Below are 16,448 nucleotides of genomic sequence, written 5' to 3'. Positions count from 1 at the left end.
GCTACTTATAGTAAGGGTTTATATTATACGAATATAAGTTTTTTAGTTTAAGGAATTTTAGTATGTAAAGAGAATGGGACTAGAGATGTGAACAAAATTCGAACGGGTTTGTGAAGAATTTTTGAATGGGGAAAGTAATGTGAGAAAAGTCACATTGAATATGTAGCTTCTTTTTTATAATGAAGGCAAATGAAAAATTGAAAACTTACTAAGGACTTAAGTAGAAAAGAAGGGATATAGATGCACGGGAAGATGAAAGATTCTTTAGAGCGGCCACTTCAAGATTTACGTATTTCAGTTATTGACCGTTGTAATTTTAGGTGCACATACTGTATGCCGGCTGAAGTGTTCGGACCTGATTATGCTTTTTTACAGGAAGAGTGTTTACTAACATTCGATGAAATTGAAAGGTTAGCGAAATTATTTATTAGCATGGGAGTGAAAAAAATTAGGCTTACGGGCGGAGAACCTTTATTACGTAAAGACTTACCGAAGTTGATTGCAAGACTTGCAAAGTTAGATGGCTTAACGGATATTGGACTCACAACAAACGGTATTCATTTAGCAAAACAGGCAAGGGCATTAAAAGAAGCGGGATTAAAACGTGTAAACATTAGTTTAGATGCGATAGAAGATCATGTCTTCCGAAAAATTAATGGACGAAATGTAAGTACAAAACCTGTATTGAAAGGAATTGAAGCAGCAAAGGCAGCTGGATTAGAAGTAAAAGTAAATATGGTCGTAAAAAAAGGGATGAATGATAGTCAAATTCTTCTTATGGCTCGTTATTTTAAAGAACAAGAAATTCAGCTTCGTTTTATCGAATTTATGGATGTGGGCAGTACGAACGGATGGAACTTTGAACAAGTTATTACGAAGGAACAATTAATAGAGAAAATTAATCGTGTATATCCGATTGAGCCGGTTAAGCCTCGTTACTTTGGAGAAGTAGCGAAATTGTATCGATATGTAGGGAGCGATGCAGAAGTTGGATTTATTACTTCTGTTTCTGAATCTTTTTGTTCCTCTTGTACGAGAGCTCGTATTTCGGCAGACGGTAAGTTTTTTACGTGCTTATTTGGAACGAAAGGAACCGATTTGCGAACGCTTCTTCGAGAAAATATTTCTGATGCTTCATTATTAAAAATTCTCCAACATACATGGGAGTGCAGAATAGATCGTTATTCGGATGAAAGAACGGCTGAAAGTACAAATAAACGTCCAAAAGTTGAAATGTCTTATATTGGTGGATAGCGAAAGGAGGATTCCCTATGCAGGAGCGATATTCAAGGCAAGTATTGTTTTCTGGAATTGGTGAAATGGGACAAAGAAAAATAAGAAAAAAACATGTGCTCCTAATCGGTGCGGGTGCACTAGGAGCTGCAAATGCGGAAGCGCTCGTTAGGATGGGAATTGGGAAATTGACAATTGCTGACCGTGACTACGTCGAATGGAGTAATTTACAGCGGCAACAGTTATATACAGAAGAAGATGCACAGCAGTGTAAACCAAAAGCAATTGCAGCGGCAGAACATTTAAGAAAGATTAATTCTGAAGTGGAAATTATACCAGTCGTAACGGATGTCACAATGCAAGAAATAGAAGAGTTAACAAAAGAAGTGGATCTTATATTAGATGCGACTGACAATTTTGATACGCGCTTACTTATAAATGACATTTCGCAAAAAGAAAATATACCTTGGATATACGGTGGTTGCATTGGAAGTTACGGTGTAACGTATACAATTCTTCCGGGGCAAACACCATGCTTTCGCTGCCTAATGGATCATCCTATGGGCGGTGCAACATGTGATACAGCAGGAATCATTCAGCCGGCTGTACAAATGGTCGTTGCTCACCAAGTGACAGAAGCGATGAAAATATTGGTGAATGATTTTCAGGTGCTAAGGGGAACGATGTTATCATTTGATATTTGGAACAATCAATATCTCTCATTAAAAGTAAATAGGCAGAAGAAAAGTACATGTCCATCTTGTGGAAATGTACGCACGTATCCAAGTTTAACATTTGGATCACAGATGAAAACTGAAGTGCTATGCGGGCGGAATACAGTTCAAATCCGTCCAGGGATAAAGCGAGTTCTTAATTTAGAAGAAGTTCAAAAGCGCTTACAAAAAAGCGTGAGTGTCAAAAAAACTCCATATTTACTATCGTTTCTAGTAGATGAATATCGTTTTGTTTTATTTACAGACGGTAGGGCATTTATTCATGGGACAAATGATGTGAAAATGGCAAAACGATTATACGCAAAATATATAGGATGAACAGAAAGAGAGTTTATCCTTATCAAAACGAGGTGAAAAAAGAATGCTAGAAAAACGTAAACCAATTCCAGTAGCAGAAGCAGTTGCACGCATAATGGAGTATGCTCATCAAGGTGAAATAGAAAAGGTTTCTCTTATAGACAGCTACGGTAGAATGCTTGGAGAAGATGTTATTGTAGATCATGATGTCCCGCATTTCGATCGCTCTCCGTACGACGGGTTTGCGATTCGCGCGGAAGATACAAAAGAAGCAAATAGCAGTAACCCGATTCAGTTTGAAGTGATTGGTGAGATCGGGGCAGGTTCTGTTTTTAGAGAAGAGGTGAAAGCATTTCAAGCTGTACGTATTATGACAGGAGCTGCAATTCCAGCAGGATGTAATGCGGTTGTTATGTTAGAGCTAACGGAAGGATTTGAAGAAAAAGAAAAGACTTATATGAAATTAAAACGCTCTTTCGCTGCTGGTGATAACATTTCTTTTAAAGGAGAAGATGTAAAACAAAATGCCATACTTGTGAAAAAAGGGACTTCTATTAACCCTGGAGTAGCGGCGCTTCTTGCTACGTTTGGTTATAGTTCCGTACATGTTGTAAAACAGCCGGTTATTGGAATTGTAGCGACAGGAAGTGAACTTTTAGAAGTACATGAACAGCTTAAACCGGGGAAGATTCGAAATAGTAATTCCTATATGATTGCTGCTCAAATTGAGCGAGCAGGTGGAATTGTACGCTATTATGGACAATTTGCTGACGATTTAGAGACGTGTTATGAGACCGTAAAAAGAGCAATAAAAGAAGTCGATATTTTAATTACAACTGGTGGCGTTTCGGTAGGAGACTATGACTATTTACCTGCTATTTATGAGAGATTACGAGCTAATGTACTTTTCAACAAAATAGCGATGCGACCAGGAAGTGTGACAACTGTAGCTGAGCTAGAAGGAAAACTATTATTTGGTCTATCTGGTAATCCTTCAGCTTGTTATGTCGGATGTGAATTATATGTTCGGCCAGTCATTGGAACATATTTGCATAGAAAAGATCCGCACGTATATCGAGCAGAAGCGATTTTACAGAAAGATTTTCCGAAAGCAAACCCATTTACTCGTTTTGTACGAGGGAAAGTGGAAAGTGTAGATGGAAAATTGCAAGCTACACCAGTTGGTTTAGATAAATCTAGTGCAATTTCTTCACTTGCAGATGCGAATGCATTTATCGTTTTACCGGGAGGAACAAGAGGATTTGAAGCAGGAATAACTGTTTCGGTACTGTTATTAGAATGGAACTTAGGAAGCGAGTGGCCATGGGAAGAACCACTTCGATCATACAAATAATAGAAAAATAGATGGTGGCTTCTCCGCGGATTATGATTTATACAAAGATAAGAGGTGCAAGATGACACATACGTATTATGAAGTAATTGATACACCTATTTCAATTGAAGAAGTTACTAGTAAAGTAATTCGGCGTGAGTGCGGTGCTGTTACTACTTTTATTGGTACTGTCAGAGAATTTACGAAAGGTCGCCGTACGCTTTATTTAGAGTATGTTGCTTATAAAACAATGGCGGAAAAGCAGCTTGCGAAAATTGGTACTGAAGTAGAAGAGAAATGGCCGGGGACATATGTGGCAATTACACATCGCATTGGTACATTGCAAATTTCTGACCTTGCTGTTGTTGTCGCTGTTTCTACACCGCACCGGAAAGCAGCCTATGAGGCGAATGAATATATTATGGAACGAATTAAACAAGTTGTTCCAATTTGGAAGAAAGAGTTTTGGGAAGATGGTGAGTTGTGGATAGGCGATCAGTTAGAGAAAACAGCATATGCAAATGGTGAGCCTGAAAAGGAGATGAGAAAATGATTGAAGTACTATTATTTGCAAATTTGCAAGAAGAAGCAAGTAAGTCAGCTTTGCGAATAGATTGTGAAAAGATTACAGTTGCTGAGCTAAAAGATATTCTTGTTAAAGGATACAACATAACAATTTCAAACCAGATTATGATCGCTATAAATGAAGAATACGCAAATGAGGACGACATCATTCAAACTGGCGATGTTGTAGCGATGATTCCGCCAGTAAGTGGTGGTTGATTCTTTTCAGTCTAATCATGTTAGTACGTGATTAGACTGGAGGGAATTAATATAACTATGCATACATAGGAGGGAACAGGATGAAAAGTCCTAATTTTCAATTAAGTTTACAAACTTCTAATCTAGTTATTGGTTTTATGGTATGGGTCATTTTATCATCATTAATGCCGTATATTAAAGCGGATATTCCATTAACTGCGGGACAAATTTCTATGGTCACAGCAGTACCCGTTATTTTAGGTTCTATTCTTCGCATTCCAATTGGTTATTGGACTAATCGTTTCGGAGCAAGAAAATTGTTTTTTGTGAGTTTTATTCTTCTATTATTCCCTGTCTTTTATATTAGCGTTGCCAATTCTATGATGGATTTAATTATTGGTGGCTTATTTGTAGGAATCGGTGGAGCTGTTTTCTCCGTAGGGGTAACTTCTTTACCAAAGTACTTCCCAAAAGAGAGTCACGGCTTTGTAAATGGTATTTATGGTGTAGGTAACGCCGGAACAGCAATTACTTCTTTTTTAGCACCTGTAATTGCAACTTCATTTGGCTGGAGAACAACAGTACAGTGTTATTTAGTTTTACTTGCAGCATTTGCACTTATGAACTTTTTATTAGGTGATCGTAAGGAGAAAAAGGTGAATACACCATTAATGGAACAAATAAAAGGTGTATATAAAAATGAAAAACTTTGGTTTTTATGTATCTTTTACTTTTTAACATTCGGATCATTTGTCGCATTTACGGTATACTTACCAAACTTTTTAGTATCTCATTTCGGATTAGAGAAAGTAGATGCAGGTATGCGGACAGCAGGATTCATCGTATTAGCAACAATGATGCGCCCAATTGGTGGTTGGCTCGGTGATAAATTTAATCCATTTAAAATATTAATCTCCGTATTTATCGGTTTAACACTATCGGGTATTATTTTATCATTTATGCCTAGTATGAACGTGTATACATTTGGTTGCTTACTAGTCGCATTCTGTGCAGGTATTGGAAATGGTACAATCTTTAAGCTCGTTCCAATGTACTTCTCTGAACAAGCAGGTATTGTAAATGGGGTTGTGTCAGCTTTAGGTGGACTAGGAGGGTTCTTCCCACCATTAATTTTAACGTTACTATTCCAACTAACAGGTCATTATGCAATTGGATTTATGGCATTATCAGAAGTCGCACTTGCTTGTTTAATCATTACAGTGTGGATGTATAGTCAAGAGAAGATGTTAGTAATGTTAAAGAATAATTAAGAGGGAAAGAGGGTGTCTAGTAGAGGCATCCTTTTTTATACTTGAACACGAGAGAAAATGAATTGTTTTATCAAGATCGTTCTATGGATAACGACCTTTTACTTGTTTAATAATAAAAAGAACAAACGGATCTAAAAGAACGTTTGTCCAAAGGTAATTAATATTTTAGCTAAGAGATAGATTACAATTTGTCCCGCTAACGGGCAGTAAAACTCCCACCTCAAAATTCGGCACATGCGAGGAAGTTAGGTGGGAGTTTTACTGCCCGTAAAAGCCCGATTGGTGAGGGCTAATAATCAGTGGGTGATGAACAAAACCCCCACTGATTATAGTTTCACTTTATGAGTACGAGAAAGCTTTTTTATAAGTTTAGGGAGTATAGATGTTAATTCCTTTTTCATACGCTTTGTAAACGATGGATCTTTACCTGAAGTTGAAATACTGACAACATATTCATCATTTCGTATGATACCAGGTGTGTGAAAAGATGATTCTGTACCGTCACTTACAACGTTAACCCATTGGAAATCATGGGAGGCTTGCTTGACCATCATGTTTACAGTATGTTGATTTGTTGCGGCATAAATAAGATGGGCATCTTTAATATCATCATTAGTAAAAGTTTTTTGCTTCCATGTAATATAAGGAAGCTCCTTCATTTCCTCGCAAATTTCCGGGCTGACAACCGTGACAAAAGCGCCTGTATCCTTTAATCCAGACGCTTTTCGATATGCAATTTTACCTCCACCAACTATAACAACCACTTTTTTATTTAGATTAAACATAAGAGGGTACATGCTATACATACACACATTCCTCCATTCGTTCTAATAATGTTAACTTCATGTATGTATCAAACTGAAGGCAGTTGCAAGTTGTAACGTGATCATACTTTTTGGTATGTAATTTAATTTTCTGGAGCAACAATCCGGTAAAGAGAAGGTACGGCATGACATATACATGTGACGCAGTCGATGTTATCGTCTTGAGCTCAGCAGTAAAAGAGGGCGCTCCTTTCGTTAAAAAGGAACAAGATAATGGCATACCGAGTTTTCGGCCGGCAGCTGCTCCAATTTGTTGTAACTCATATATAGGCTGAGGATCACTACTACCTCGGCCAACGAGTATAATTCTACTGTCTTGCATTGGCATAGCTTCACGTATTTTTTTAACTACAAGTTCAACCATATGTGGATGCGTACTAAAAGGTGGTGCAACTGAAAAATTTATATGTGGATATTTCTTTTGCATTTGCTCTATCTCAAAAGGAATATCACGTTTATAGTGAGCTGCTGCAAATAATAAAACAGGAACTATCATTATTTCAGTTGCTCCCTCTAGTATTGTTTCTGTAACTGCATCTTGAATGGTAGGTGTTGTTAGTTCAAGAAAAGCTATTTTTTGAATCCTTTCGTTACGCTCTGTCATAACTGATTGAATAAAGTGAGTGAATTGTTCGTTCCCTTCTTGCAGTCGACTACCGTGTCCAACATATACAATTCCTTTCATCGTGCCACCAGATCCTTCTTCATAATAATTTCTTGTAATGGATGATCAATGTTATGTAACCCGACTTTATTTGCATAGTGCAAAGTTGGAACGTCGGTATACGAGAATGGAAGAGTAAGAACATGCATAAATCCAAGACGCTTTACTTCTTCTAGAAACGTATCAATTGAAGCACGCCCTTCAAATACAATACTATCCCATGAGAATTCAGAAAGCATACGTGAATGAATTTCATCGAAGCGATTATCGATTGTATACTCATGAGTCATCATATAGGAGCCCGCACCAATTTTTTCTTGAATGAAAGCAATTCGGTTTATATTCCGGCCTAAATAGACAGTTGTTTCTAAAGAAAACGCTGCAGGTTTACTTAACAATCCATACTGCATAAGCTTTTCTTGAACAGGAAGGTTCATATATTGCAGTTCTGCCTGTAAGGAACGAATATCTTTATGATGCTTACTACATGACCGCATTAAGATTTCTACACTTTCAGCTGAACAAAATGCAATGCGATCAACACTGAAAATTTCATTAATTTGTTCAAATGTTAATGTGTATTTTTCTTTTTTGAAAGTTGGAATTTGATATATTTCTGCACCGGATTCTTGTAACGTTTGTTTTATTGAACTTTCTTTATTTGTTGCAGATGCAAATAATACCTTTTTGCCATGCAATGGTTTATGTTCTTTCCAAGCGATTTGGTTACGTAAGGAAACGACATCACCAACAATCGTCATGGAAGGATTAGAAATATTTTCGGTTTTGACGTTATGAACAATAGTTGCTAGAGTCCCTGTGACAACGCGCTGCTTTCCAGTTGTACCCCATTCAATGACTGCTACAGGCGTATCTTCTTTTTTTCCTGCTTGTAGTAAGCTTTCACAAATTGTAGGTAAGTTTTTTATACCCATATAATAGGCGATCGTGTCGCTATTGTGGGATGAATTGTATTTTCCATGATCGGTTAAAGGACCTTTTGAATGTCCAGTTAGTAAAGTTACACTATTACTGTAGTTGCGGTGGGTGAGGGGGATACCTGCATAGCTACTAGCGGCGATGCTAGCTGTAATACCTGGCACAATCTCGTATGGAATGTTCGCTGCTGCTAAAGTTTCTGCTTCTTCACCAACTCTGCCGAAAATAGATGGATCTCCGCCTTTTAAGCGGACAACGATTTTTCCTTCTTTCGCAAATTGAAGAAGGTGGGCGTTAATCATTTCTTGTCGCATAGTATGATTTTTCGGCATTTTTCCGCAATAAATAAGTTCACAAGTTTGCTTTGTATAACTAAGAAAAGTAGGGTTCAATAAGCGGTCATATAAGACAATATCTGCACGCTTTAAGCAATCTATCGCTTTTTTTGTAATAAGCCCTTCATCACCTGGTCCTGCACCAACTAAATATACATATCCGTTCATATTCGCACCTCGTCTATTTTTCTTTAAAAGGAAGCCAGGGGAGGCTTCCTTTCGTAAATTACATGTTTATCCCGCATTAACGGGCAGTAAGACCCCTACCTCAAAATTCAGCGAAAGCAAAGTAGTTAGGTGGGGATCAACTGCCCGTAAAAGCCCGATTGGTTCAACTAATAATCAGCGGGGGATGAACCAATCCCTGCTGATTAAAGTTTCACTTTATATAAATGTCACCATCAATAACTTCTACTTCGTATGTTTGGATACAGCCGTCATCAGGTTTTTGAACTTCACCTGTTAGTAATGAAATTTTCCAATCATGTAGTGGACAAAAAACGAATTCACCAGATACAATTCCTTCGGCTAATGGTCCGTTTTTATGAGGACAACGATTTTCTACAGCTCGAATATCGCCATTTGAAAGGCGGAATAGGGCGATAGACATACCTTTCATTTGTACCTCTTTACCGATTTGAATAGGAAGATCTTCTGCACGCATAACTTTTATTTTTTCTTTCGTTTGTATCATATAGATCACAGCTCCTTATTTCACAGTTTCTACTTCATACATCGCTTTTAAAGACTTCGTTTCTAGTGCTTGTCCCCAAGCTTCCGTATATGTGCTACGAGCGGTTTGGAAACGATCATTTAACATCGTGACCATACTTGTATCTTGTAGTATTTCTTTTATATGATCGAAGCCTAATCGTTCTGTCCAATAGGCAGTACGCTCCCCGTAAATACCAGTTTCACGATAATATTGCATGTAAGCTGTAGCGATGCGAAGGACATCGTCTTCAGTAGGGACGATCATTACAAAATCAGCCTCGCGTACTTCCGTACCACCATTTCCGCCGATATAAAGTTGGAATCCATTTTCAACACACACAACGCCGAAATCTTTCGTAAGTACTTCCGCACAGTTACGTGGACAACCTGTTACACCCATTTTCATTTTATGAGGTGTATCTACCATTTCTAATGACTGTTCAAGGAGCATACCAAGTCCTAATGAATCTTTCGTACCGAAACGACAGAAGCGAGAACCAACACATGATTTTACATTACGAAGCGATTTTGAGTACGCATATCCAGAAGTCATATTTAAGTCAGCCCATACGTTAGGTAAATCTTGTTTCTTAACACCATATAAGCCGATTCGGCTTGCACCTGTAATTTTCACAAGAGGAACATCGTACTTTTTCGCAACTTCAGCAATTTTCATTAAATCATCTGCGGTTGTAACGCCTCCGTACATACGTGGAATAACAGAGAATGTACCATCATGCTGGATGTTACCATTCATTCTTTCATTAACGTAACGGGATGATTTATCATCTACATATTCTTCCGGAATCGCCATACGTAAATAGTAATTTAAAGCAGGACGACATTTTGAACAGCCGTCTTCATGGGCAAAACCAAGAACATTTCGTACTTCTTTTGGAGATTTTAAACCTTTCTCGTGAATGGCTGCTACGACTTCATCACGTGATAAAGTTGTACATCCGCACATACCAGCAGATTGTGCAGCGGCATCAAATGCATCTCCAAGTGTATGAGATAAAACTTGTTCTACAAGCGGACGACATTTACCACAAGACCCTGCGGCTTTCGTGCATCCTTTAACTTCTTCAAAAGTAGTTAACTCTTGTTCTAAAATGGCATGAACGATTGTACCTTTCGTAACGCCATTACATCCACAAATTGTGTCATCCGCACTCATTGTAGCAACGTCAAGTTCACTTTCTTCACCAGCTTTGTGAAGAAGGGAAGCGGCTGTATATTCTTGTATATCTTCTTCTTTCTTTAACATGCTAAAGAGGCGTGTACCATCAGTTGCATCACCATATAAAACGATACCGACGACTTTATTGTCACGAATTAATACTTTTTTATAGGAACGTTTACATTCATCAAAGATTGAAATTGCTTTCGTTTGATCATCTTCATAAATTTGACCAGCAGAGAATAAATCACAACCTGCAACTTTTAATTGCGTACCGACGATGCTGCCCGCATATCCATCCGTTTGTAAATTCGTTATATGTTTTGCTAATATTGCGCCTTGCTCATAAAGAGGGGCAACAAGTCCATATGCGATACCGTCATGTTCCGCACATTCTCCAACGGCATAAATGGATGCATCATTTGTTTGCATATAGTCGTTAACTACAATGCCGCGATTTACAATTAAACTAGCATCTTTTGCTATTTGAGTATTCGGACGTATTCCGACAGCCATTACGATTAAATCACAATTTACAATTTCACCATCTTCAAATTGGATACCCTCAACATGATCTGTACCAAGAATCTTTACAGTTTTCTTTTCCATGAGAAAATTCATGCCTTGCGCTTCTAAATCTTCACGCAATAGAGAAGCAGCTTTGGCATCTAATTGTTGCTCCATTAAGCTCGGCATTAAATGAACAATATGTACGTCCATTCCTAAGTCAATAAGACCTCTTGCGGCTTCTAAACCAAGTAATCCACCACCAATGACAACGGCCTTTTTCTTATCTTTAGCAGTATTAATCATAAATTGTGTATCTTCAATTGTTCGAAATCCAGTCACACCAGGAAGGGTGGAACCTTCAACTGGCAAAATAAAAGCACTAGAACCTGTTGCGATAATGAGTTTGTCGTATGTAAGAGTACGATTTGTTTCTGTAACAATGATTTTTTCTTCTCGGTCAATACTTTGAACTCTCTCGTTTGTATATAAAGTTATTTCATTTTCTTCGTACCAACTATATTCGTTCATAATGATATCTTGCATATTTGTTTTTCCCTGCAGAACATGAGAGAGCATAATGCGATTGTAGTTTGGATGTGGTTCATCTCCAAAAATAGTAATATTATATAAATCACTATCATGTTTTAATATTTCTTCCATACAGCGTATGCCAGCCATACCATTCCCGATCATAACTAAACGTTTTTTCATATTCATTTCCCTTTCTATGTGAAAAATTGAACAAAGAATTATATTTCCATTATAGAAAATTAAAAAAGAGGGAGATGTGATATTTATCACATTTTTATAATGATTCACAAATTGTTAAAATTCGGATTTATGTGGAGGGAGAAGCGAAAGGGAATTTGGTTATATGGGTAGAGGGGGAGGAGAAGTATAAATATTTTTCACACAATGAAAAAGCAGGACATGAGCATTTATACTCATGTCCTGCACTTTATTTATGCTCTTGAAATTGCACGTGGAAATAAAATATTATTTTCTAAATGAATATGCTCAAATAAATCAGATTCAATGGCTTCAAGGCGCTGGTAAACAAGGCGATAAGTGCCGCAAGCTCCTTCTGGTGGAGTAAAGTCATTTGTCACCTTACGAAGTTCTTTAATAATATTGCCAGCGTGGTTATGTTCCCTTTCTAATTCGTCTACTACTATACGTAATTTTGCATAATTTTCATCAGTCGGATTTTGTTCAAATGCTAAAATTAATGGGAAATCTTCCGTTTCTTCTTTAATTAAATGTTGTTCTAATTCAATTTTAAGTTCATGAAATAGTTTATGAATTTGAGCTAAATGAGGCTGACTTACCCCATGAACGCGTAATACTTTCGTCACATATGGACTTAACTGTGGCAATTCTTCATTTAAATAGCGATGGTGCTTATTTACAACATAATCAATCAATTCTTGATAAGAAGCATCTTTCCAATCAATTTCAGATTCGTTTAATAGTTTTGTTTTATGATAAAGCGTATTTAACTCTGTTATTACCTCTGATGCTGATAAATTTCTTTCATTAATTGCATCAATAAGTGGCTTATTACCACCACAACAAAAATCTATTCTATATGATTTAAAAAGATCACTAGCTTTCGGAAATTGTGTTACAATCTCACCGATAATTGAAGTTTCAGTAAATGTATGTTTCATATGAATGCCTCCATAAAGTTTAAATGTAATATCTAAATCAAGAATAGCGATAATTTAAAATCAATGTGGTGATTGAAATCACTTTTTATGTGTCATTTTTGAGAATAATAAAATGAGTTTTATAAAAGGGAGAGGGAGGGTAATTCGTCGCAATAGTTTCTGATAATAAAAAAAGAAGCTTACTAGAAGCTTCTTTTTTACTACTATTTTTCACATGCAACTCCATCGCCATCACGATCAAGTTTAGAGCTATAACCTGGTTGATCTCTATATAATGGAGCTTTTCCAGCATTTTTAACTTCAGTACAATTTTTGTAAGTTACATTACTATTGTTACTTGCAGCTGGTTGTGTTTGAGCTTGCTGTGCTTTTTGCTGCTCTTCTTGTTGTTTACGAGCTTGTTCATCAGCCTGGCGTTTTTGCTCTTCTTGTTGTTTGCGAGCTTGTTCATCAGCCTGGCGTTTTTGCGCTTCTTGTTGTTTACGAGCTTGTTCATCAGCCTGGCGTTTTTGCTCTTCTTGTTGTTTACGAGCCTGTTCATCAGCTAGACGTTTTTGCTCTTCTTGTTGTTTACGAGCCTGTTCATCAGCTAGACGTTTTTGCTCTTCTTGTTGTTTACGAGCTTGTTCATCAGCTAGACGCTTTTCATCTTCTTGCTTAAGAGCTTGCTCTTCGGCTTGGCGTTTTTCATCTTCTTGTTGTTTACGAGTTTTTTCGTCCGCTTCTTTCTTTTCTACTTCCTTTTTCTTTTTGTCATCTTTTTTCTCTTCACTATTAGAAGCGACTTGTTTATTCGTTGCTGTCGTTTTTTCAGAAGAAGGACTTGAAATACCTGATAGCGCAACAAAAATGACAAATAAAACAGCTGTAATTATAAATTGCTTTTTTGCTACACCGGTTTTCTTAATTACAGATAAGATTGCTAGAACAAGGAAAAATATAAATAGAATGAAACTTAAAGTAGAAAAAAATTCTACGACTGGGTGTTCAGATTTTGTTGAGCCAGTCATTATTAATATAATTGAAATCATAAAAAGAATAACAGTAGGACGACCATATTGTTTTGCTTTTCCATTTTTCTTAAAGAATGAAATGATACATAAGATTAAAAGAATAAAAGCTATAAAAAATAAAGCTACACCAATATTACTCAAAACTTCCATTTTCATACCTCCATTTGTAAGATTTTCTCCATTGATTATATAGGGATTTATTGGATATTACACGTTTTATATTAATTTAGAAAATTAAATATTTTTAATAGACGTATAAACATTTATTTTGTATATAAGGAAAAATAGATATATTTACTATTACATTTTGAAAGAGATTTCATAAATTATAGTATATCGATTGAAAGGAGGAGATTTGAATGGAATTTCAATTATTAGTGAATTGCGTGTTACAAGAAGGGAATGCTTACTTTTTAGTAACAAAAGTAGACGATGTTATTACGTTGAAAGTGCCAATTACAGCAGGAGTAGCAGGTTTATTCTTAGCTTTAGGTGTACCAAGATGTTCTTAATTTAGCTTTTGATAGTAAAAGGATGAGGGACAAGCCTTCCCCTTTTACTATTACATAATTTTTTTATGTAAACTAAATAAGGCTTTTTAAGTTTTTTAATATTATTTTTGCTATAGCACGTTTAAAACGGACATGCATATACTATAATGTTTCATTGGCCTTTGATGATGAACGATAGTTTTAAAAAGTGTATCGAAAGTAGAAGTGATATTCTTTTCAATAATGAAAATAGAAGAGGTGCTAGTATATATGAAAAGACGAACGTATGATATTCCAGTCGTATTACGAAGAGAATGGTTTTTAATAGAATTAGCGCATTTAACAAAAAAATATGGGATTGAAATAGCAACTAGTAAAATAGAAGATGCACCATTTCTAAGAGATCAAGTTACAGAATTCAAAATAGGAGCGGGTTTGCAATACGATAAATATGATGATGAGTACATCATCGAGTTTTAAACAAAGAAGCTGCGTATAAAAGGTTATTAAAGAGACCTTTTATACGCAGTTTTTTTGTAAAGAGAAAGCTTTATTGAGAAATATTCAAAACGCTTATTGTAAAAAGGAATGAAGAAATGTTGAGAGAATAACGTTTGATAAGAAAGGAATGCGGCTATTAATTTCTTATTATATTGTAACGTAAAAGTAATTGATTAAATGGAATTTAAAACAATTGGTGTTCAACGGAATGGCAGCGTTTTCTTTCAGGAGAAAAAGGGGGATGTTAATGGGAATTATGAAAAGGAGTATCGCATTATTTATTGTACTTTGTTTTATGAGTCCGCTGGTTTTTAGTGCAAATGTACACGCGGAGGTTGTAACAGAGCTTAAGACTGGCTTTCCAAATCAAGAAGTATTTACTCCTGGAGAATGGTTTTTAGGTCAGAAACCTGCTAATTATGATGAGAATAAAACACCAATTCTCTTTGTACAAGGAAGAAATGGTAATGCGGATAGTTGGTATGGAAAGACAGTATATCATGAGATGAATGATATGTACGATTATGCTTTGAAAGCAGGCTATCAAACTGTATTTATTCAATTATATGATGCCGCGGGGAAAGGATCAGCTAGCCAATGGGACAATGGAAAATTGTTAGCACAAAAGCTTGAAGAGATTTATAATCATTTTGGCAAAAAAGTAAATATTGTAGCTCACAGTAAAGGTGGTATTGATACACAAGCTGCGTTAGTTGGATATGGAGCGAATCGATTTGTTGGAAATGTTATTACGCTTGCCACTCCGCATTACGGATCCAATTTAGCGGATTTATCATATAGTTGGTGGGCAGGATGGCTTGCCTCTATATTAGGTCAAAAAGATGATGGGACATATTCATTGCAAATAGGTGAAATGGCAAAGTTTCGTTCTACAATAGATAATAATCCTGCAGCTAAATTAAACCGTTACTATACGGCTACTGGGACAAGCTGGGGACCTGTTTTTTCAGCACTATCTATGGGCGGGTTGTATTTGTCATCATACGGTTCTAATGATGGATTGGTGAACGAATGGAGTGCTAAGTTACCATATGGAACACATTTATTTACAGATTCACGATTTGATCATGATAATATACGAAAAGGTTCAGCCGTTTTCGCACGAATTGAACCATATTTACGGACAGTAAATGTACCAGTACCAGCTTTATTAGCCCAGAGCAATAGTTCAGAGGATAAGGTAGAACAATTAAACACAACTTCTAATCAAGCTATTTTAGGAGGAGAGTTGTCACAAAATGAGTGGGTAGGACAAACTGTCGCAGTTGATAAAAAAGCAGAAGGGGTAGTTTCTATTTTAACAGCTTCTTCAGATGTAGAAATACAACTAATATCTCCAAAAGGAAAAGTTTATACAAATAAAGATAGTGCTGTATCTACTGGTGAAGGTGAATCTCTCTTTAAAGGAGCCACTATAAGAACATTTAAATTTGATAAAATGGAAGCAGGAGAATGGCAAGTTAAAATGATGGCGAAGCAGCCGAAAGATGCATATTTAATCGTGACCGATTACAAAAAAGATGCTCCGTTCGTCCTTCAAATGCCGGCGAAGGTTAAAGTAAATAAAGCAGAGTATAAACTCAAAAAATCACCTGTAGCTCCAGAAATGAAAGGCGATCTTTCAGTAACAGTACGAGTAATTAATAAAGATGGAAAATTAGTTTCTGAATCAAATGAATCGAAAAACATTAATACAACTACATTTACAGGTGCTTTGAAAAATATAGAACAGCCAGGTGTATATAACGTTACAATTGATATGAAAGGAATGAATAAGGAAGGACAACCTTATAATCGTACGATAGTTAAATCGGTTTATGTGGAGAAGTAGGAAAGAATGAATCGGTTTTAATAAAAAAAGTGCCGAATTCTTGTGGAAGAAGGATTTCGGCACTTTTTCATGTTTATTAGATGAATAGAAAAGTGAAATAGGAGTTTATGTTCTATAAGAGGACG

Annotated in this window: 16 protein-coding genes; 9 read left to right on the top strand and 7 right to left on the bottom strand. The window is 36.3% G+C overall.

What is annotated here, in order from left to right; all coding sequences use genetic code 11:
* Positions 1 to 240: 240 nt before the first annotated feature.
* The 6 genes from moaA (at position 241) to narK (ending at position 5,630) form a co-directional block, all read left to right on the top strand.
* On the top strand, positions 241 to 1,254 hold the full coding sequence (moaA, locus tag MKX77_RS13825; protein ID WP_341306949.1) for a GTP 3',8-cyclase MoaA: 1,014 nt from the start codon (positions 241 to 243) through the stop codon (positions 1,252 to 1,254).
* Positions 1,255 to 1,271: 17 nt separating this feature from the next.
* The gene (locus MKX77_RS13820) at positions 1,272 to 2,285 is read left to right on the top strand and encodes a molybdopterin-synthase adenylyltransferase MoeB (protein WP_341306948.1); all 1,014 of its coding nucleotides are present in this window, start codon (positions 1,272 to 1,274) and stop codon (positions 2,283 to 2,285) included.
* A 43-nt stretch (positions 2,286 to 2,328) separates the two neighbouring features.
* Entirely contained in the window at positions 2,329 to 3,618 is a 1,290-nt protein-coding gene (locus MKX77_RS13815; RefSeq protein ID WP_341306947.1) for a molybdopterin molybdotransferase MoeA, read from the top strand.
* A gap of 61 nt (positions 3,619 to 3,679) precedes the next feature.
* Positions 3,680 to 4,150: a molybdenum cofactor biosynthesis protein MoaE gene (locus MKX77_RS13810; protein ID WP_341306946.1), complete on the top strand. Its 471-nt coding sequence runs from the start codon at positions 3,680 to 3,682 to the stop codon at positions 4,148 to 4,150.
* Complete coding sequence (gene moaD / locus MKX77_RS13805; RefSeq protein ID WP_215556164.1) at positions 4,147 to 4,380, top strand: molybdopterin converting factor subunit 1; 234 nt, start codon at positions 4,147 to 4,149, stop codon at positions 4,378 to 4,380. The genes MKX77_RS13810 and moaD overlap by 4 nt, the downstream gene beginning before the upstream one ends.
* Before the next feature lie 80 nt (positions 4,381 to 4,460).
* Positions 4,461 to 5,630, top strand: a complete 1,170-nt coding sequence (gene narK / locus MKX77_RS13800) for a nitrate transporter NarK (protein WP_341306945.1) — start codon at positions 4,461 to 4,463, stop codon at positions 5,628 to 5,630.
* A 326-nt stretch (positions 5,631 to 5,956) separates the two neighbouring features.
* Here narK and MKX77_RS13795 read toward each other — a convergent pair whose 3' ends face one another.
* From MKX77_RS13795 to MKX77_RS13765, 7 genes are all read right to left on the bottom strand, one after another.
* Positions 5,957 to 6,436, bottom strand: coding sequence for a precorrin-2 dehydrogenase (locus tag MKX77_RS13795; protein ID WP_341306944.1), 480 nt, complete (start codon positions 6,434 to 6,436; stop codon positions 5,957 to 5,959).
* Positions 6,429 to 7,139: a sirohydrochlorin chelatase gene (locus MKX77_RS13790; RefSeq protein ID WP_341306943.1), complete on the bottom strand. Its 711-nt coding sequence runs from the start codon at positions 7,137 to 7,139 to the stop codon at positions 6,429 to 6,431. The genes MKX77_RS13795 and MKX77_RS13790 overlap by 8 nt, the downstream gene beginning before the upstream one ends.
* On the bottom strand, positions 7,136 to 8,560 hold the full coding sequence (locus MKX77_RS13785; protein WP_341306942.1) for a uroporphyrin-III C-methyltransferase: 1,425 nt from the start codon (positions 8,558 to 8,560) through the stop codon (positions 7,136 to 7,138). The genes MKX77_RS13790 and MKX77_RS13785 overlap by 4 nt, the downstream gene beginning before the upstream one ends.
* 211 nt (positions 8,561 to 8,771) lie before the next feature.
* Complete coding sequence (gene nirD / locus MKX77_RS13780; RefSeq protein ID WP_002127109.1) at positions 8,772 to 9,086, bottom strand: nitrite reductase small subunit NirD; 315 nt, start codon at positions 9,084 to 9,086, stop codon at positions 8,772 to 8,774.
* Between the two features lie 15 nt (positions 9,087 to 9,101).
* Positions 9,102 to 11,507, bottom strand: a complete 2,406-nt coding sequence (nirB, locus tag MKX77_RS13775; RefSeq protein ID WP_341306941.1) for an NADPH-nitrite reductase large subunit — start codon at positions 11,505 to 11,507, stop codon at positions 9,102 to 9,104.
* 251 nt (positions 11,508 to 11,758) lie between these two features.
* Positions 11,759 to 12,466 (bottom strand): iron-sulfur cluster repair di-iron protein, encoded by a 708-nt coding sequence (gene ric, locus MKX77_RS13770; protein ID WP_341306940.1) that lies wholly within the window; start codon positions 12,464 to 12,466, stop codon positions 11,759 to 11,761.
* Between the two features lie 203 nt (positions 12,467 to 12,669).
* Entirely contained in the window at positions 12,670 to 13,629 is a 960-nt protein-coding gene (locus tag MKX77_RS13765; RefSeq protein ID WP_341306939.1) for an excalibur calcium-binding domain-containing protein, read from the bottom strand.
* A gap of 209 nt (positions 13,630 to 13,838) precedes the next feature.
* On the opposite strand from MKX77_RS13765, the gene exsG reads away from it, so the two are divergent.
* The 3 genes from exsG to MKX77_RS13750 all read left to right on the top strand — a co-directional run bounded on the left by exsG (position 13,839) and on the right by MKX77_RS13750 (position 16,323).
* A complete protein-coding gene (exsG, locus tag MKX77_RS13760) occupies positions 13,839 to 13,991 on the top strand; it encodes an exosporium protein ExsG (RefSeq protein WP_000395676.1) in 153 nt (50 codons plus the stop codon).
* Positions 13,992 to 14,240: 249 nt separating this feature from the next.
* Positions 14,241 to 14,450, top strand: a complete 210-nt coding sequence (locus MKX77_RS13755; protein WP_002085943.1) for a hypothetical protein — start codon at positions 14,241 to 14,243, stop codon at positions 14,448 to 14,450.
* A 262-nt stretch (positions 14,451 to 14,712) separates the two neighbouring features.
* Positions 14,713 to 16,323 (top strand): lipase family alpha/beta hydrolase, encoded by a 1,611-nt coding sequence (locus MKX77_RS13750; protein ID WP_002165906.1) that lies wholly within the window; start codon positions 14,713 to 14,715, stop codon positions 16,321 to 16,323.
* Positions 16,324 to 16,448 lie beyond the last annotated feature (125 nt).

This window comes from Bacillus sp. FSL R9-9410, from assembly GCF_038050385.1.
Taxonomy (GTDB): domain Bacteria; phylum Bacillota; class Bacilli; order Bacillales; family Bacillaceae_G; genus Bacillus_A; species Bacillus_A cereus_U.
Note: the sequence above shows the minus strand (reverse complement) of the source record. Positions and strands in the feature narration are given on the sequence as shown.